Raw genomic sequence first — 19,330 nt, 5'->3', positions numbered from 1 at the left:
CTCTGTTACCTTTTCTTGCTCTTTCTCTTGCTTTCGGGCTCAGAGAACGTTTCTCTGTTACTTACTATCCTACCCCCTTGAATAAAAATCCAATGTCGTTTGAAGTGCTTGACCAGCAGGAAGTTTTACTCCATGTCTAATCAAGCAGGCTTCTAGGCTGGCAAGTACGAATAGGACATTTTCTTTTCGGCAACTATAGCCCATCGTACCTATTCTCCATATTTTCCCATACAAAGGACCAAAAGAGCTTGCAATTTCTACACCAAATTGTTGAAGCATCATACTTCGGACAGATTCTGCATCTATACCTTCTGGCACTTTGATGCAAGTAACAGTTGGTAATTTACACTTGCTATCACTAAATAGCTCTAGCTCCATTCCTTTAATCCCTTCCATTAATGCTTGTTCATGGTATTGATGACGAGCAAATCTATTTTCCAGTCCTTCCTCTAAAACAATTCTTAGTCCCTCATGTAATGCGTATAACATAGAAGTTGCTTCTGTATGATGATTTAATCTTCTTGGACTCCAATAATCCTGTAATTGTGCTAAGTCTAAATAATTGGAGCGGATCGGAGCATGAGCTTTTTTCTCTGCTAACTCACTGTCTGTCGCTATCCCTCTTTCTACCTTTTTCCGCGCAATCAATACTTTTTCCACTCGATCATTATATGTAATAGGAGCATTTCCTGATGGCACCGATAAACATTTTTGATTCCCACCAATCACTGCATCTATATGCCAATTATCTGTTTGCACATTTACACCGCCAATCGTTGCCACAGCGTCGACGATAAATAGGATATCTTGTTCACGGCATGCTTTACCAATCTCTTCTAATGGCTGCATACACCCAGTTGATGTTTCACCATGAACAAGTGCCACAATTTTTGGATTCACTCGTTTCATTTCTGCAATGATATCTTCCGGGTCAAAAACTTCGCCCCATTCACATTGAAGTAAATGAATATCTGCCCCATATCTTTCAGCAATTTCTGTTAACAAATGGCCAAACCTTCCGTAAATCGGTATTAGTACTTTATCTCCCGGCTCGATAATACTGGCCAAGACAGCTTCAAGTCCAGATCTCGAGGTTCCATCTATCGGATATGCCCACTTATTTTTTGTTTGGAAAACTTGTTGGATCATTGCCATTACGTCATTCATGATGGATGTAAACGCAGGATCAAATTGACCTAAAATAGGAGTGCTTAGTGCTCTTAACACGCGTGGATCCACTTCAACTGGACCTGGTGTCATAATTGTTCTTATAGGTGTGTTTAATTCTGAAAAAGTCATTGGATACGTCCTTTCCTTTTATCTATTTTCTTTACTACAACGCATAATTCTTTTCTTTCTATAAAAATATGTACATTCCTTAATAAGCTAAACGGTGCAATAATTGGATGAGAACACTAATCCCTCTTTTTAAATCTTCTAGATTCGTGTGTTCTTTGGGAGAATGGCTGACGCCAGAAACACTTGGCACAAATAGTAAAGCAGACGGACAGTATGTTCCAAATACTTGCGCATCATGCCCTGCCCCACTGATCATTTTTCGGTTTGGAATATTCATTTCTTGTACAATGGTATGAGCTAGCTCTGTTAATTCTGCATCCATCGCAACAGCCTTAACGTTCATCCATTGTTCCCATTCAACATTCATGCTCGCCTCTATACTTTTCTGCTTAAAATAAGCAAAAATTTTCTTGCAAAAATAATCTAGTACTTCTTCTTGATGATGCCTGACATCTAACGAAAACGTAACTTCTTTTGCAATTACATTCGGAACATTAGGCGCGGCTACTATTTTCCCGACCGTTGCTACTAACTGTGAATCAATTTCCTTAGCTTGGTTTATAGCATAAGTAATTAATTCAGCAGCCAAATGCATACTATCCTTTCGATAATACATGGGAGTCGTACCTGCATGGTTGCTCTCTCCTGTTACTTTAACCGTAAATCGTCTTTGCCCAACAATATGAGAAACGACGCCAATGGACTCTTGCTCTTTCTCCAATACTGCACCTTGTTCGATATGTATTTCTATGAAACAATCAATATCTGCTCTTTTTACTTCTTCTCTATCTGGTTGCAAGCCCATGGATGACATCGCATGCGAAAAAGACATATTATTCGCATCGTATAAACCTATGCAATCCTCCTTCGTATATTTTCCTGTTATGGATCCTGAACCCCAGAAAGCTAAAGGAAATCGACTCCCTTCTTCCTCGCATAATGATACAACTTCTATTGTTTTTTTGGGGATTCCATAATGTCTCTTTAAATAGTCCAAAGCAAGCAGACTTGCTATGATTCCATACGCACCATCATATTTTCCTCCATCTATTACTGTATCAATATGGGAACCTGTCAAAATTGTTTTCTCGCTTTCAAGGGACCCTTCTAGCCTGCCAAACAGATTGCCTACTCCATCAAAATAGGTTTTTAAACCAATCTCACTCATTTTTTGTAAAAGAGCATGCTGAGCTAACCGCCAATTTTCATCATAAAGAAGTCGTGTAACCCCGCCATTTTCGTTAGCCCCGAATGTAGCCAGCCATTCCATCCACTTGCCTACTTCTTTTGTATCTATTTCATTAGATGTCTTCATTTCAATCGCTCCTATTCAGGGGAGATCTCCAATTAATTCAACCTAAAATGAAGGAACAAGGCTCTTCATTTTGTTATTTCCCCATAACTTTTTCTAGCATAAAATGCCCATTAAAACTACGCACTATTATTTATGTAACCATTATTTTAATAAGCACTCGCTGGCAATACATTAGATAAAGTGTTAGAATTATCTAAATACTTTGTATAAAATAACTAAATCCGAAATGCGGAGAAGACTTGTAATATAGCGTTCTTTTAGGAGGAGATAAAATGAAACTAGCAGAAATACTACAAAAACCTGTTTTCAATGCTGTGGAAGTTATTGCAGGTCATACTGGTTTAAATAAAGAAATTAAGAATATTACGATGATGGATGCGCCAGATATTGTTGAATATTTATATCCTAACGATTTATTAGTTACAACAGCCTACCATCTTAAAGATAAGCCTGATGTTTTGCTTTCCTTAATAAAAAGTATGCAGGAAAAAGATTGTACTGCACTAGGAATTAAAGCAAAAAGATTTTTAGGACAGATTCCACAAGAAGCAATTCAATTTGCAAATGAAAAAGGCTTTCCACTTTTAGAAATTCCATTAGAAACATCACTTGGTGAAATTGTTAATGGCTCTTTAAATTATATGCTGAGTCAGAGAACAGCAGAGCTAACCAATGCCTTTGAAACCCATCGAAAATTCACACAGCATATTTTGAAAGGAAAAGGGATAAAAAGGCTTGTAGACGACCTATCGCAAATGATTAACAAGCGAATTGTTTTACTTGATGCACATTTTCAAATGCATACCTCTTCTCATACTAGAAATTCGATTGAAAACTACTTCAGCTCCCTTCATGCAAAAGGATATGAATTTTTATTAGCAAGCTCGCCCTATTCTTGTTTTTCGAGCAGAAATACAGAAGAGGTTTTTACTATTTTTCCAATTTATACTCATATGAGGAAGCCAGCATTTTTAGTTGTACTTGGAGAAATATCGATTGAAGACAAGAGTTTACTGCTTACCATTGAACAAGCTACCAACGTTTTATCTTTTGAGCTAATGAGAGAAAATACAGTAAAGCAATATTCACGAAGGGCACGAAATGATTTCTTTGCTCAGTTTGTGGAAGGCAAATTTACTTTTGCGGAGGAAATTGAAAGTCGGGCAAAAGAATTTTCTTTAAAAAGGGAACATGCTTCGATTGCAATTATTGGCAAAATGGATAACAGTGATCAATATATCTCCTTTACACAGCATTCAGTTGAGGTGGATTATATATATGAATATTTGGAAACGGAAATAAAAAAAGCACCATTTAACTCCCAGCTTTTTATTAAAGATGATCACTGTATTATTATTATGGAAGTCGCCCATTCATCTTATGATTTAGACCATTCGATTCTTCCTTATTTGCAAAATATTCAAGAGTATATTGGAAATACCTTTAAACGGTCTATCTCATTTGGTATTAGCAATGTTTTTCAGCGTCTATTAAATTTACCTAATGCCTATAAAGAAGCACTTAGTGCCTTACATATTGGACAGCTATCTGGAAATATCCCCTTTATCCAGATTCACCGGCCAAAGGATGTCTTTGAGATATTACGAATTATTCCAACGAAGGATCTTCAGGAATTTTACGAATATATCTTTCAATCATTTACAACCAATCAGCAGCAGGAAGAGCAACAGATATTACTAAATACTTTATCGGTATACTTAGAAACGCATTGCCAAATTTCTGAAACGGCAAAACGCCTTTATGTTCATCGTAACACTGTAATCTATCGTTTAGAGAAATGTGAAGAACTTTTAGGAAAAAGTCTGAAAGATCCAGAAACAACCTTTCATCTTCGATTTGCATTCCGGATAAAGTCGATTTTAAAAACGAATGAAGGAAAAAAACAAATTCAAATATAATGGAGTCTACTTAGATATATAATCTATATTTTCTAAATATTTTGTACAATATAACCAATGACTTCTTTCTTCTTGCTCATTATGATGTTAATTAGCATAACAAACAGTGTTAACTTTATTAACATTATAAGAAAAAGGAGTGTAATGAATGGCTCAAAACAAAGAAAAGGGTTTAAAAATTTTTTCTTTAGGACTTCAGCATGTGCTTGCCATGTATGCAGGTGCTATCCTCGTACCGTTATTAGTTGGAAGAGCATTAAATTTAACAACCGAACAACTCGCTTATCTTGTTGCAATTGATTTATTAACATGCGGAATTGCCACCTTGCTTCAAGCTTGGAAAAATAAATATTTAGGAATTGGATTACCCGTTGTTCTCGGTAGCTCCTTTGTTGCTGTAACGCCGATGATTTCCATAGGAACAAATTACGGAGTTACTGCTATTTATGGAGCCATCATCATAACAGGACTTTTCATGATTATTTGCGCTCCTTTTTTCAGTAAAATAACGAAACTTTTCCCTCCTGTCGTGATAGGAACAGTGGTCACAATAATCGGTTTATCACTCATTCCATCAGGCATTAAAAATATGGGCGGAGGAGCAACTAGTGAAGATTTTGGTTCCATTGAAAATCTGATTCTTTCATTCGGGGTATTATTATTTATTCTCTTGTTAAATCGTTTCACAAAAGGATTTATGCAATCATTGTCTGTTCTAATGGGAATTATCGTCGGTACTGTTGTTGCTGCTTTTCTTGGAAAAGTGAATCTTTCCCCAGTAAAAGAGGCGAGTTGGTTCCATTTCCCTGAACTATTTTATTTCGGAACTCCTAGCTTTGAGATAGGTCCGATCCTTACAATGTTAATTGTTGGTTTGGTTATCGTCATTGAATCAACTGGCGTTTTCTTTGCACTAAGCAAGATTACGGAAACTCCTTTAAGTGAAAAAGATTTGACAAGAGGATATCGAGCAGAAGGAGTGGCCATTACTTTAGGTGGATTATTCAATGCATTTCCGTATAACACCTTCGCACAAAACGTTGGTCTTGTACAGCTTTCTAAAGTGAAAACCGTCAATGTTGTTGTCGCTGCCGGAGGAATTTTAGTCTTCCTAGGACTCATTCCGAAAGTTGCAGCATTCGCTACCATAATCCCAACACCTATATTAGGCGGAGCAACGGTTGTTATGTTTGGGATGGTTGTAGCTTCTGGAATCAGAATGCTTAGTAAAGTAGATTTTACAAATCAAGCTAACTTATTGATTATAGCATGCTCTATTTCCATCGGCTTAGGAGCAACTGCTGTTCCTACTTTATTTGATCAACTTCCTTCTGGACTACGTATCATTGTCAGTGATGGAATTATTACTGGAAGTATAGCTGCTATCCTGTTAAATCTTCTTTTTAGGGTAAAAACAAATAAACAAAGCACGAGTGCTTCCATTCTCCCTACAGAAGAAGTAACCGAAACACATACACTTTAATGAGAAAAGCGGCCAGTCTTATTTTGACAAACGGCCGCTTTTCTCATTTCCTTTATTCATCTCTTAGCTTTGTCAGATTCATCGTTTTCATTCTCACTTGTTCTGGATTGACCTGAATTCTCGCTACATTTGTTTCCATTGCTGTTCTCGCAACAGCCGCCGCAACAGCGGGAGCTACTCTTGCATCAAAAGGACTTGGAATAACATACTCTTCATCCAACTCTGATTCCGCAATTAATTCTGCAATTGCTTCAGCAGCAGCTTTTTTCATCGCTTCATTAATAGCCGTTGCTCGGACATCTAAAGCACCACGAAAAACACCTGGGAATGCCAATACATTATTTACTTGGTTCGGAAAATCAGATCTTCCTGTTCCGATTATCCTAGCACCTGCTTCTTTCGCTTCAGCAGGACTTATTTCTGGCACTGGATTTGCCAGCGCAAAAATAATTGCGTCCTGATTCATCGTTCGTACCATCTCTTTTGTTAAGGTACCTGCGACAGAAACTCCAATAAATACGTCCGCTCCTTTAATAGCATCACGCAAAGACCCTTTTTCATTTTCTCCATTTGTAAAGGTTGCCACAGATTCTTTTGCTTGGTTCATTCCAACAGATCTTCCTGCATAAATCGTCCCTTTTGTGTCACATAAAATCATATTGGTTACACCAGAAGAAAAGAGAAGTTTCGCAATGGCTATCCCCGAAGCACCAGCCCCATTTATAACAATTTTTAAATCCTTCATTTCTTTATTTACAAGCTTCAGTGCATTAATAAGACCAGCTAATGCTACAATCGCCGTTCCATGCTGATCATCATGAAATACAGGAATATCTAATTCTTGCTTTAATCGTTCTTCTATTTGAAAACAATCAGGTGCAGCAATGTCTTCTAGGTGGATTGCACCAAAAGTAGGAGCCATTAATTTCACAGTTTCCACTATCTTATCTTTATCTATTGTATTTAAAGCAATCGGAAAGGCATCTACCCCAGCAAAGCTTTTTAATAAAATTGCTTTTCCCTCCATAACCGGAAGAGAGGCCGCTGCCCCAATATTCCCCAAACCAAGTACAGAGCTACCGTTTGTCAAGAGGCCCACCATATTCCCTTTCATCGTAAAATCATATACAGATTCAGGATTTTCGAAGATTTCTTTACACGGTTCGGCAACTCCTGGAGAATAAGCTAGACTTAAATCATGGGCATTTTTCACATCTATCTTTGCATAAATCCCTAATTTCCCTTGTTTAACCTGATGCATATGTAAAGCTTCTTCTCTTAAAGACATTTTATCTCTCCCTTATTGATTGCCATTTTCTCTAACATAATGCTTCTTTCTCATTGAGGTATTTTTCATGGTATATTGAAAAGCCGAAAAGGAAACGCTTTCATAAACTAAGCTTTATTAGACATTTTTTCTGCATGGTTAAATCCAACGAGATATCACGCAGTTACCCCCACCTAACCATTTATTAGACGAGGGCTAACTGCAAGTTAATGTTTAATACATTTTCATCTTTAATATATGATTATTCAATATTCACCATTATTCATTTTTAGCTATATCAACAATTATTTCGTCCTGCTTATTTACAGAGATTAATACATCAACCATATGAATAAAGAGACCATTTTCTACTACTCCTACTATATTATTCAGTGTTTGATGTAATTGCTTGGGGTTTTGGATACTAGAAAAAGAACAATCGATAATATAGTTTCCATTATCCGTAAGATAAATCTCTTCGTCTTTCATCCGCAACTCTGTTTTGCACCCTAATTTCTGAATAGCTTTCTCTGTTTGTTTATACCCAAATGGAACTACCTCTACAGGCAAAGGAAAATGGCCTAAGGTTTGGACTTTCTTGCTCCCATCAGCTACAACAATAAAGGTTTTGGCAGCACTCGCAATTATTTTTTCTCGTAATAATGCTCCGCCTCCTCCTTTTATAGCAAAGAAATTGGCATCAATTTCATCTGCACCATCAATGGCAATATCTAATTCTTCCACTTCATTGATATCAACTAATTGAATTCCATATTCACTTGCTAATTTTTCCGTAGCTTTTGACGTGGCAACCCCTTTTAAATTCATCCCTGCCTTAATCATTTCGCCCATCGTTTTAATCACATAAAATGCTGTAGATCCTGTTCCTAGTCCAACTGTCATTCCATCTTTTACATATTGAATTGCTGCTGTTTCTCCTACTAATGCTTTTTCAGCCTGTCTATCCATCCTGTTCACCTACAATTATTTTGTCATCGTTATCCTCCCTTCTATAATAGATGATATATCCTTCTCTTTCATCTATTTTTCATTAGATATTATCTCCTAAATACATTTTCACTTTATTTTTTACTTGCTCCATTTTATTCGCATTTTTTCTATACATTAATTTCGCCTCTTTATTGTCTGTTTGTAGCGAATACATTTCCAAGTCTGCTTGTACTTTTTTTATCGTCGCAAGCAATAGTGGTCTTTCTTGTGCTTCTGCCAGCTTGATTTTATCGTCAAAAATGTCAATGGTAAGTTCCCCATAAGAATCAACTTGCCCTAGGAATACATTATCTTGTGTTACACCTAATTTCTCTAATTCCATACGCAACCAAGATGGGGTTTTTCCCGCTTTTGTTAAAGAATCATAAACGATATTCCCATCCATTATGATCGTTTGAGGCGCCTTTTCACTTGGCACTTTCATGTTAAGATCTTTGGGAGTGATGGGTCTATTTTCCTTTTTCAATAAAACACTGAGCATTCCCTTTGGCTCAAGTACAGCATATTCAATTTCTGCCAAGCTAAAAACATCTTTTTGCCGCAAAAGCGTAGAAAAATCATCAATCGTATAATGCTCTTTCTTCAAATTCCCTTCCAGGAGTTTTCCATCTTCCACCAATACCGTGCCAGTGCCTTCTATTACATTGCGCAATGTTTTACTTTTTAAGGAAATCACATCTGCTAAATAGGAGATGATTGCAAAGACGAATATCCCGAGTATCCCATGCATAACACTAAGACTGGAGTTTAGGATAACCTCTCCTGCGATATCTCCCAGTGTAATACCTGCTATGTATTCAAAAAGGGATAACTGAGAAATATGCTTTTTTCCTAATAGTTTTGTGGTAATAAATAATACAATGACAAAAAGCAAAGAACGCAAAACTACGATAAACATGTTTTCACCATCCCATTAAGAAGAGCTATATTCCTTTTCTTCTCGCTCTAATTGATATACCCTTAGCTGAATATCATTTTTAATCTCTCCAACTAATACCATTGCTTCGTGAAAAGCCTTTTGGGCCTCTTCTTCCATGGAATGAAGAGCAAAGGCAGATAGCTGGGATTCAATACCTTTTAAACTCGCTAAAGTCTGCTTCACATTAGATGCAACTGTCATCTTTTCCTCCAATAGAAGAGAAGCCGTATATAGAAGGGAAGTCAATTTTCTCCTAGAAACGGCTTCTCGATATTTTTAGCATGTATTATTGTTGTGCATATTGTGGTTCTTCTTTCTGAATCTCTTGTAGCCTTGGATTTAAGGAATCAACTATTTGTTGTGTTTGTTGTGCAGCAGTTTGATATATTTGCTTTGCCGATTGGTTATCTGTAGCTAAAGCAAAGGTTTCTAAACTTGCTTGTGCACTTTTTAAACCAGCAATTGTTTGTTTAACGTCTGAAATTACCGTCATAGAGCAGCCACCGTCCTTAAATTTTTTTACTACCTTTATATCATTTCATTAACGTCTATTGTTATGCAGTAAAAAAAATCCAAATCTATAGAGAGAAGCCCTCTTTGGCCTTTAAATAATTGAAACTTTTGCTTTATACAGCCGTATTATTTAGTAAAAACAGAAGGAGTTAAAAAATGATTACTGTCATTATCGTTTTAACTGTATTTTCTATTCCCCTAGCTGGTATTATAACTACCCATTTAGAGAAGCAGACAAAATTAAATCATGCTATGCTAAAAGATCAATTGGAGCTTGAAAGATTAAAGCATGAAAATTTTTTATTAGAAACAAATAAAATGAAATTAGAAGTGGAGAAAATGGAGAAGGAAAATAATTTATTGGAGAAGAAGTGATTTAGAACTAGGCATTTCTTGAAAAAGTGGGGGGACAACCTTAGCTCCTTGGCTAAAGCTTGCTTTATTCCCCGTAGGAGTGGACTGTCCCCCACTTCGTTGTTAAAAGTTTTTTTGCTTCAAAAAGGAAATAATTTTTAAAAAACTGAATAGCGTAATTCATTTAATATTATTCAACCAAGCTTTAAATAAACAATAACAGACTTACTGCCATCACAGCCATTCCTGCTATTAAGCCGTATATCGATAGGTGACCTTCGTCATATTTTTTTGCTGCTGGCAATAATTCATCTAGTGAAATAAAAACCATAATGCCTGCTACTGCTGCAAAAATTAGTCCAAACATAACATCATTTAGAAATGGCATTAAAATAAGAAAGGCAACAATCGCGCCGACTGGTTCTGCTAATCCTGACAAAAAGGAAAGTTTAAATGCTTTTCTTCGATCACCTGTCGCAAAATAAACAGGGACTGCAACTGCGATTCCCTCTGGAATATTATGTATCGCTATCGCAACGGTAATTGCTACACCAAGTCCCGGATCCTGAAGAGCTGCAGTAAAGGTTGCAATCCCTTCTGGAAAATTGTGAATAGCAATTGCCAGTGCAGTAAAACTTCCCATTTTCAAAAGAGAGTGATCTGTCTGCCTTACATTAGATTTATTAATATCTTCCACTTTCTTTAACTCATGTGGGTTTCCTTGTTCAGGAACAAATTTATCTATTAAAGCAATTAACAATATTCCACCAAAGAACCCTGCTACAGTAAGCCAATTCCCCGTTTGCTGTCCTAATGATCCAACTAATGCATCTTTTGCTTTCACAAAGATTTCAATCATCGATACATAAATCATCACACCGGCAGAGAAACCTAGCATCCAAGAGAGAAATTTAGTATTGGTGGTCGATGTAAAAAATGCAAGCATACTTCCTATCCCAGTAGCCAGCCCCGCTAATAATGTCAAACCAAATGCAACCAATAAATTTTCGGGCATTTAAATCCCCCTTATTCCTCTGTATTATTTTTAACTTTTTCGTATATATAAAAATTATACCTTCGTTTAAAAATGTTTCTCTTAGGAAAGATTTTAACCAATTTCGAAATATTCGTCAATTTATTTATGGATAGATTATATCTATAGTCATCTAGCTCTATACAAATTCAATCTTTGCTGAATAATGAAGAGCACTTTTTTAATTATACGTAAAAGGGATAATTTCTTTCCTCCCTTTTACAAATTTCTTAAGGCAAGTTAATGGAATTCTATGTATTAGTCTATTTTTCTTCTACTATTCATCTCTTTATATATTCTCTTTACACCCTCTGTAATAATCGTGCTTCCAATTAGATCGATAACAATATTTCCATTTATCATTTTAATTAAGTAATAAGATAATGTGCCTATTCCCATATCCATCATAACAAATCGCTTCATTTTCGATATGTCCATTACGACAATAATTATTTGTTTCTGATCCTCTTTATTCATTTTCCCCAACTCCCCTTTGCAATTAAAGTATGATGGAAAACGTTTGTCCGATGTCCTCCATTCTTCAACAATGGATTTTTCCAAAATAAAAGATTCAAATCATACACGATTTGAATCTTTTATCTTACCAATGTAATTTTTTTAACTTCTATTGTTTTTCAAAATAATCTATTGAGCTTTTACATAATCTGCAGACTTTACACCTGCTTGACGACCAAAGATGATAATCTCTGCAACAGAATTTCCTCCAATTCTATTCTCACCATGTAGAGCACCGGTTACTTCTCCTGCAGCAAATAATCCTGGAATAGTCTGACCCTCTTCATTAAGTACCTCTGTATTTGTATTTATTTTTACTCCACCCATTGTATAATGAATACCAGGAGCAATTTTAATAGCATAGTAAGGTGCCTTTGACAAATCATTTTCAATTCCTGTTGTTCTTCCAAAAGCTTGATCCTCTTTATTTGTAACAGCTTTATTCCAAGTATCTAATGTTACTTGCAGTTCATCTGAAGAAACATTCATTTTCTCAGCAAGCGCTTCTATTGTTTCTCCTTCTAGCACAAAGCCCATTTCCTCATATTGTTCAATTGCTTTTGCACGTGATTTTACGCCAGAATCAAACACTAAGTATGCTGATTTTTCTGGTAGTTCATTAATTGCTGCTGTTACTTTATCACGAGTATCAAGTTCATTTGTGAATCTTTTTCCTTCTACAGATACCAAGATAGCTCCTTCACCACGAACAGCTTCACCAATTAAGTAAGACTCCTCTTGTTGTACTGTTGGATGAACTTGAATTTGCTCTAAATCAACCGTCGCTCCTCCTAATTTTTCTATCATTTTAATACCATCACCAGTGCTACCAGCTTGGTTTGTAGTTACATAATCTCCTAGATCACTTCTTACTTCTTTTATCATTTCCATATTAGCGCCAAAACCACCTGTAGTGACAACCACCGCTTTTGCTGTAATTGTTTTTTCCTCTGTTTGATTGAAAAGTACGTCTACACCATTTACAATTCCATCTTTTTCAGTTATTTCCTTCACATCTGCGTTGACAAAAAGAGGTATCCCATTTTCTTGAACGTTTTTCAATAAACCATCTACAATATATTGCCCTACCGCTGATCCATCTTCAGGTCGGTGGGTACGTTTTTCATTCATCCCACCAGTAATCGTTAAATTATTCAAACGAATACCAATCGTATCTAGCCATTCAATCGCACTAGCTGAGTTATCAACAAAGAAACGTAGCATTTCCTTATCATTTGTTTCATGTCCACCCTTTAATGTTTCTTCATAAAAAAGATCATTACTATCTTCAATTCCTTGCTCTTTTTGAAACTTAGTTTCAGAAGCATTCATTCCAGAAGAAGCTTTTGTTGTATTTCCACCTGCAACAGGCATTTTTTCTAAAATAACGGGATTTAATCCTTTGGCCTTTGCTTCTAATGCAGCAGTCATCCCAGCGCCGCCAGCTCCAACAATGATAATATCATAGCTGTCTTTAAGCTCTTCATACGGTGTATAGCTTGTTTGAGAAGCTCCCGATACTGCCTCAGCTTCCTTTTCTTCATTTTCTTGTTTTTGTGTGCTATTTGTTTTTTCATTCCCACAGCCTGCAATAATAAGTACGAAAGAAAAAGCAAAAATAAAGGTTGCAATAAATTTCTTTTTCATCATTTATCCTCCAAATGATTTCATAATCTGATAATTGCGTTGATGCGTTTATCTACCAAAGTATAACATTAACTTTATAGATTGTGTAAAAGTTCACAAATTGTTAAAAATTCTTTTATTTTTATAGTTAGCGCTTTCAACCAAAGAAACTGCCATTAAGCTCCTTAAGACAGCTTAATGACAGCAAGACTACATTAATCAATTACTAATCCTGTTTATTCATTGTTTGATGAGTACAGATAATTCCCCTTCAAACACTTCTTCCTCTTTATCATTATACGTGCTAAGCAAAACTGTAAGAATTCCAGTAGCACTCCTATTTTGCTTTTTTTCGAGAACTTTTACAATCGTATAAAGTTCATCTCCTGGAAAAACGGCTTTCAAAAATTTAATATGATTCATTTCTGTTCCAGCTATAACATCCTCCCCATATTTCTCCTCTTCTACCCATAGTTTGAATGAAATAGCTAAAGTATGGATACCAGAAGCAATTATTCCTTTAAATCTCCCTTCCTTTGCTTTCTCTTCATTTACATGCATATATTGGGGATCAAATTCTCCTGCAAACTTTATTATCTCTTCTTTTGTAACTTTAAAGGATTTTGTTCTAAAGCTTTGTCCTATTTTAAATTCATCTAATTTCATTCTAGCCCTCTTTTCTTTTACTTATCTATAAACGGATTATAGCATCACAGATTAAATATCGCTCGTAGTTGACATATGTACACTGTAAACTATCATTCTATTCTTTATAAAAAATCGAGTAATCATGAAATAGATTACTCGATTTTTTTATTGGTTATGTGTTTATTCTTTAGACCGCTTCATTTCCATGTACTTTCTCGTCAGGAATTAATAGCAGTCCTAATTGATGATGATCCCCTTCATATAAGGCCCTTTGCACAAAACGAATTTCACCATTTGCATCGAACACTTCTAATTTACAATGGGCTGAGTTTTTTTGTAATGCTTTATATAACTGGTTTTTATCTTGAACAGGAATACTATTAACCTTCGAAATCATTTCGCCAATTTTCAGACCCATTTTATCCGCTGGAGAATCTGGGACAATTCCTAATATTACAACACCATTATTTTTTCTAGAAAAGTAGAAGGATTTATTCTTTTCTTTGCTTTTCTGCTTCCTCGTAATCCATTCGCGACCAATAATTGCTACTAATACTAAAGCAATGGAAGATAGTGGATACAAATAAGCTGCAGCTCCGCCTACTACCATAATAGAACCAAGAATAATAATGTTTCTTCCTACATTTCTTATGGCAATAATCGGATGTTCTCCTTGAACTTCCATTTTTGATCCAATCAAAAATGGAACCAAGAGTAGGGAATATGTTTGATTGCCTACAGTAAACATTGGCCACCATTCAAACGGAATCGTCAGCAATCCTGAAGGAATAAATAAAAATACTGGCAAAATCCAAGCCCTCTCTAATAGATGGACACCTATTGCTTGCCCTCGTCTACTTTTCTTCAGCCGTGGCGAAGTTGCTTTCACTCCATTATTACGAACAAATATTCCCTCGGAAATAATCAATAATCCTAATAAAATTACAGCAGTTGGAAAAATATATTCAGATGAACTCAGATTATTTTTCGAAAACAAGAAATAATCCCATCCAAGGAAAAGCGAAACACTGCTAACAATTATTCCTAATCCAGCTGTGTAGACAGGAGATAACATTCTCGTTTTTCCAATTAACGCTAAAACGATTGTAATAATCCCTGTAAAAACAACAAATTCCATTGGAACTACTAAGACAAGTCCGATGGAAAAAACTGATATACAAAGTCCAATGATAATCCCCATTGGCAGTAATTGTTTCAGTTCAAAATAAGCGTTCTGTGCTCTTACTGTGAAATGTCTTCTTTCTTTTTTTACTCTAGCAACCCCTAAATAAGCAGCAAATAAAAACGATAAATAGAAAACAGGATTCAAAAATAGTTTACCAAATCCTTTTAAAAGCTCGAGCAACCAATCTTGCCACATAAAACTTCCCCCATCCTTACAATAAGCATCTATTCATTCCTTTATTTTAAGGAATTTAATCTTTTATTATATAAATCTATTATATTCTACTAATATGGTAATAGAAAGACTATGTGGAAGAAATATTATCTCTTTTTGCTACTATTGAAGATATTTGCGCTTTATATTTCATGTTCTATAAATAAAGCCAACAACCTATATATAAAGGTCATTGGCTTATTTTAACTTTATTTTGTTTTAGCAATAGAAGATTTTACTTTTGCTACTATATTTTCTACTGTAAATCCATACTCTTGGAATAGTTTATCCGCTGGTGCTGATGCTCCGAAATGATCGATTGTGATATGCTCACCTTTAGCTCCAATGTATTCTCTCCATCCTAGAGATGCACCAGCTTCAATACCAACGCGTGCTTGAACACTTTCTGGTAATACGCTCTCTTTATACTCAGCTGATTGTTGTTCAAAACGATCCCAGCTTGGCATACTTACCACATTTACAGAAATTCCTTCTTCTGCTAATGCTGCTTGTGCTTTCATTGCAAGGGAAACTTCTGAGCCAGATGCTAAGATTAAAGCTTGTGCTGCTTCTTTACCAGTTGAAACAGTATAAGCACCTTTTTTCACGCCTTCGTATGCTTCAGCCTTTGTTAAATCTAATGTTGGCAAGTTTTGACGTGTTAATACTAGCGCTGTTGGTGTATCTGTGCTTTCTACAGCAAGTTGCCATGCAGCAGCTGTTTCTTTTGCATCTGCTGGACGAATAATAGAAAGTCCTGGCATTGCACGTAATGATGCAAGTTGTTCCACTGGCTCATGTGTTGGACCGTCTTCTCCAACTGCGATACTGTCATGTGTGAATACATAAGTAACAGGCAATTTCATTAATGCAGCTAAGCGGATTGCTGGACGTAAATAATCAGAGAATACGAAGAATGTTGCTCCGAATACTTTTACTCCACCATGTAGCGCTAAACCGTTTAATGCTGCACCCATTGCGAATTCACGTACACCAAACCAAATATTTCTGCCAGCATAACCGTCGATTGCAAAGTTTTTCTCAGCAGTCATTAATGTTTTGTTTGAACCAGCAAGGTCTGCAGATCCACCAAAGAAAGAAGGTACAGCACTTGCGATTGCTTGAATTGTTTTGCCAGAAGAATCTCTTGTTGCCATAGAATCGCCTGCATTAAATTCAGGTAATCTCTCTTGTAAATCAGCAGGCAGCTCACCTTTAATTGCTGTATCTAGTTGTGTTGCTAACTCTGGATATGCTGCTTTATAGCCTTCATATAATTCATTCCAAGCTTTTTCTTTTTCTGCTCCCTCTTGCGCTAATGATGCATAATGCTCAGAAACTTCTGCTGGAACATGGAATGCTTCTTCGTAAGACCAACCATATGTTTGTTTAGCTAATTGTGTTTCAGATGCTCCTAGTGGTGCACCATGTGACGCAGATTTTCCACCTTTATTTGGGGAACCATAACCAATTACTGTTTTTACTTCGATTAATGTTGGTACATCTGATTTTTTCGCTTGTGCAATAGCTGCTTGTATTTCTGTTAAGTCATTGCCATCTTCTACACGAATTACTTCCCATCCATATGCTTCAAAACGTTTTTGAACACTTTCTGAGAATGAAAGATGTAAATCACCATCTAAAGAAATATCATTTGAATCATATAATACTACTAATCTTCCTAGTTTTAAGTGCCCTGCAAGAGATGCTGCTTCTGCAGATACACCTTCCATTAAATCACCATCACCACAAATGCTATACGTATAATGGTCAACAACTGGATAATTATCTTTGTTATATGTTTCTGCTAAATGTCTCTCTGCCATTGCCATCCCAACTGCCATTGCGATACCTTGTCCTAGTGGACCAGTAGTAGCTTCCACACCTGGTGTATGTCCAAATTCTGGATGCCCAGGAGTTTTGCTTCCCCATTGACGGAAGTTCTTTAAGTCATCAACTGTTACTCCATAATTAAATAAATGTAACAAGCTATAAAGAAGCATAGAACCATGTCCTGCTGATAAAACAAAACGATCACGGTTGAACCAGTTAGGATTAGCTGGATTATGATTCATTTCCTTTGCCCATAGTGTATATGCCATAGGTGCTGCACCCATTGGCATTCCTGGGTGACCTGAATTTGATTTTTCAATTGCATCAATTGATAATGTACGAATCGTATTTACTGCTAATTGCTCAATGTTTGTTTTTACTTGATTACTCATTTTCCTCATCCTTTTTTGATTTATTTAATGCTAAACACAAACATAATGATGTGCTAAATTTTCTTAGGAAGTCATAGCTTTATTTGGCTTAGCCTTTATTTAAATTGAATTCCATCTTTATGAACGACAAGCTCACCTGTCAAACAATTATTATTTGTCCATCGCAATACTTCATCCGCCAGTTCGTTTGCAAGGATTCGATCAATAGCTGTCGGATTTGTTCCCATACAAAGTGCTTCATTAATTTCTGTATATTTCCAATCTACATCAAGCTTGCTAATTACAGAATCTTGGACAACTGCTTGCAAAGACTCGCTATATATTAAGACACTTGACGTTTTTGTATATGTATAGCTCTTTGTTATGGCTTCACATAAAGCGGCAATTTCCTCTTTCTCATAATCAACTGCTAAATAGTTTCCATCTACAGCAAGAGAAATATCCTGCAGCATGTTAGTCGAAGGATTTCCCTCTATTGAAAAACCAAATAATCTTGGTTTGTCATATTTTAGAGATTGAATGGTATCCTGAACCTTTAACACATTTTGAGTAATACTATTAAGCGCAGTATCATACCCTAAAGTCCAATCATTTCCTCGAATATTATTGTAAATGGAAACTGGCACAAATAATGTCCGAATCGTTTCTTTCTTTGCAATAGAAGCTTGCCATAATTCTTTTGCAACTGCATCCCCCATTACAACTGTCATATCCATCGGAGCAAATGCCTCTTCCCACTGATACTCTGACGGTGTAGCGCTTACCTTTAAGATAGAATGGCTTAAATATGGTGCATCACTAATTTCTTTTACTTCTGTATAAGTGATTTCACCGGACTCTCTGTCTATTTCAAGTCCAAAAAGTTGATGCGCAGGAGATAAATTTTCATATAAACGATGTAGAATTTGTTTTACCCCCGAAGGCAAACAACCTAAGACAATCACTCCAACCTTCAACACCTTACCCCCTAACTATTATCGAGCTGTAACTAAAAATGGTCATAATAAAAAATATACAGAAAAATGCACATGCTATTGGAAGAAAAAGTATTTTTTTACCTTATCTTCTTTATGATATATTTTTCCAAACCCATTATACCATACAACTTCCCAAGAATAAACCATACATATTTAGTATAACCCATTAATGGTACGTACAAGTTATAATATGTTTCATTTAAGATTTTTGATGTTAATTAGTCCTACTATTAACAATAATATGATTCTATTTCTTTGATTCCATTGATTCTATTAGCATGTCTGCCACCTAGAAATTCTGCATTTAACCATGTATCAACAATTAAGCATGCCAATCCTTCACCTGTAACTCTTTCACCCAAACAAAGGATATTACTATCATTATGTTCTCTTGTGGCTTTAGCAGAGAACACGTCACCAACTACCGCTGCCCGTATTCCAGTGATTTTATTGGCAGCTATACTCATGCCAATTCCTGTTCCGCAACACAAAATGCCTAATTGATTATCTCCATTTATAATGGATTCCCCAACAAGCTTTGCATAATCTGGAAAATCAACACTTTCCCTACTATGACAACCAAAGTCTATTACTTCTTCATTAGATTTAAGTAGATGTGCTTTTATTGCTTCCTTTAGCTGATATCCGCCATGATCACTAGCTATTGCTATTTTCATAAGCTCATCCTTCCTAGTTAAGATGCTTCTTTTTCAGATGTATTCTAACATAAAAGCAAGGATTTGTATTCGGTTTCACGTGAAATTTATAATTTTTTTATATTTCGAATTACTTATTACCTTCCTTAATTGTTAAAAAAGGAAAAAGG

General features: G+C 35.8%; 18 protein-coding genes. 3 read left to right on the top strand and 15 right to left on the bottom strand.

Features of this window, described 5'->3' with window-relative positions; genetic code table 11:
* Positions 1 to 69: 69 nt before the first annotated feature.
* Together ADJ83_RS20995 and ADJ83_RS20990 are read right to left on the bottom strand one after the other, a co-directional pair.
* Positions 70 to 1,299: a pyridoxal-phosphate-dependent aminotransferase family protein gene (locus ADJ83_RS20995; protein WP_031538524.1), complete on the bottom strand. Its 1,230-nt coding sequence runs from the start codon at positions 1,297 to 1,299 to the stop codon at positions 70 to 72.
* A gap of 79 nt (positions 1,300 to 1,378) precedes the next feature.
* Entirely contained in the window at positions 1,379 to 2,614 is a 1,236-nt protein-coding gene (locus tag ADJ83_RS20990; RefSeq protein WP_048719027.1) for a Zn-dependent hydrolase, read from the bottom strand.
* Between the two features lie 272 nt (positions 2,615 to 2,886).
* Between ADJ83_RS20990 and ADJ83_RS20985 the strand changes: the two genes are divergently transcribed.
* Positions 2,887 to 4,533, top strand: a complete 1,647-nt coding sequence (locus tag ADJ83_RS20985) for a PucR family transcriptional regulator (protein ID WP_031538528.1) — start codon at positions 2,887 to 2,889, stop codon at positions 4,531 to 4,533.
* A 148-nt stretch (positions 4,534 to 4,681) separates the two neighbouring features.
* Positions 4,682 to 6,016: a nucleobase:cation symporter-2 family protein gene (locus tag ADJ83_RS20980; protein ID WP_031538529.1), complete on the top strand. Its 1,335-nt coding sequence runs from the start codon at positions 4,682 to 4,684 to the stop codon at positions 6,014 to 6,016.
* 52 nt (positions 6,017 to 6,068) lie between these two features.
* Here ADJ83_RS20980 and ADJ83_RS20975 read toward each other — a convergent pair whose 3' ends face one another.
* The 5 genes from ADJ83_RS20975 to ADJ83_RS20955 all read right to left on the bottom strand — a co-directional run bounded on the left by ADJ83_RS20975 (position 6,069) and on the right by ADJ83_RS20955 (position 9,706).
* Positions 6,069 to 7,304, bottom strand: coding sequence for an NAD(P)-dependent malic enzyme (locus tag ADJ83_RS20975; protein ID WP_031538531.1), 1,236 nt, complete (start codon positions 7,302 to 7,304; stop codon positions 6,069 to 6,071).
* Between the two features lie 258 nt (positions 7,305 to 7,562).
* Entirely contained in the window at positions 7,563 to 8,252 is a 690-nt protein-coding gene (rpiA, locus tag ADJ83_RS20970) for a ribose-5-phosphate isomerase RpiA (RefSeq protein ID WP_031538533.1), read from the bottom strand.
* Positions 8,253 to 8,334: 82 nt separating this feature from the next.
* Positions 8,335 to 9,192: a DUF421 domain-containing protein gene (locus ADJ83_RS20965; RefSeq protein WP_031538534.1), complete on the bottom strand. Its 858-nt coding sequence runs from the start codon at positions 9,190 to 9,192 to the stop codon at positions 8,335 to 8,337.
* Positions 9,193 to 9,207: 15 nt separating this feature from the next.
* Positions 9,208 to 9,414 (bottom strand): DUF1657 domain-containing protein, encoded by a 207-nt coding sequence (locus ADJ83_RS20960; RefSeq protein WP_031538536.1) that lies wholly within the window; start codon positions 9,412 to 9,414, stop codon positions 9,208 to 9,210.
* A gap of 85 nt (positions 9,415 to 9,499) precedes the next feature.
* A complete protein-coding gene (locus ADJ83_RS20955) occupies positions 9,500 to 9,706 on the bottom strand; it encodes a DUF1657 domain-containing protein (RefSeq protein WP_031538538.1) in 207 nt (68 codons plus the stop codon).
* 176 nt (positions 9,707 to 9,882) lie between these two features.
* Between ADJ83_RS20955 and ADJ83_RS20950 the strand changes: the two genes are divergently transcribed.
* Positions 9,883 to 10,101 (top strand): hypothetical protein, encoded by a 219-nt coding sequence (locus tag ADJ83_RS20950; RefSeq protein WP_031538540.1) that lies wholly within the window; start codon positions 9,883 to 9,885, stop codon positions 10,099 to 10,101.
* 184 nt (positions 10,102 to 10,285) lie between these two features.
* On the opposite strand, the gene zupT is transcribed toward ADJ83_RS20950, so the two are convergent.
* From zupT to rpiB, 8 genes are all read right to left on the bottom strand, one after another.
* Positions 10,286 to 11,095: a zinc transporter ZupT gene (gene zupT / locus ADJ83_RS20945; protein WP_031538542.1), complete on the bottom strand. Its 810-nt coding sequence runs from the start codon at positions 11,093 to 11,095 to the stop codon at positions 10,286 to 10,288.
* 276 nt (positions 11,096 to 11,371) lie between these two features.
* Positions 11,372 to 11,590: a hypothetical protein gene (locus ADJ83_RS20940; protein ID WP_031538544.1), complete on the bottom strand. Its 219-nt coding sequence runs from the start codon at positions 11,588 to 11,590 to the stop codon at positions 11,372 to 11,374.
* Positions 11,591 to 11,758: 168 nt separating this feature from the next.
* Entirely contained in the window at positions 11,759 to 13,276 is a 1,518-nt protein-coding gene (locus ADJ83_RS20935) for a flavocytochrome c (RefSeq protein ID WP_031538545.1), read from the bottom strand.
* Between the two features lie 219 nt (positions 13,277 to 13,495).
* Positions 13,496 to 13,921, bottom strand: a complete 426-nt coding sequence (locus ADJ83_RS20930) for a MaoC family dehydratase (protein ID WP_031538546.1) — start codon at positions 13,919 to 13,921, stop codon at positions 13,496 to 13,498.
* A gap of 169 nt (positions 13,922 to 14,090) precedes the next feature.
* On the bottom strand, positions 14,091 to 15,284 hold the full coding sequence (locus tag ADJ83_RS20925; RefSeq protein ID WP_031538548.1) for a PDZ domain-containing protein: 1,194 nt from the start codon (positions 15,282 to 15,284) through the stop codon (positions 14,091 to 14,093).
* A gap of 227 nt (positions 15,285 to 15,511) precedes the next feature.
* Complete coding sequence (gene tkt, locus ADJ83_RS20920) at positions 15,512 to 17,527, bottom strand: transketolase (protein WP_031538549.1); 2,016 nt, start codon at positions 17,525 to 17,527, stop codon at positions 15,512 to 15,514.
* Positions 17,528 to 17,622: 95 nt separating this feature from the next.
* A complete protein-coding gene (locus tag ADJ83_RS20915; protein ID WP_231512574.1) occupies positions 17,623 to 18,486 on the bottom strand; it encodes a 6-phosphofructokinase in 864 nt (287 codons plus the stop codon).
* A gap of 248 nt (positions 18,487 to 18,734) precedes the next feature.
* Entirely contained in the window at positions 18,735 to 19,181 is a 447-nt protein-coding gene (gene rpiB, locus ADJ83_RS20910) for a ribose 5-phosphate isomerase B (RefSeq protein ID WP_031538553.1), read from the bottom strand.
* Positions 19,182 to 19,330 lie beyond the last annotated feature (149 nt).

It is taken from the genome of Bacillus sp. 522_BSPC, from assembly GCF_001076885.1.
Lineage (GTDB): Bacteria > Bacillota > Bacilli > Bacillales > Cytobacillaceae > Niallia > Niallia hominis.
The sequence above is the reverse complement of the archived record's forward strand: the minus strand, read 5'-3'. Positions and strand labels throughout refer to the sequence as shown.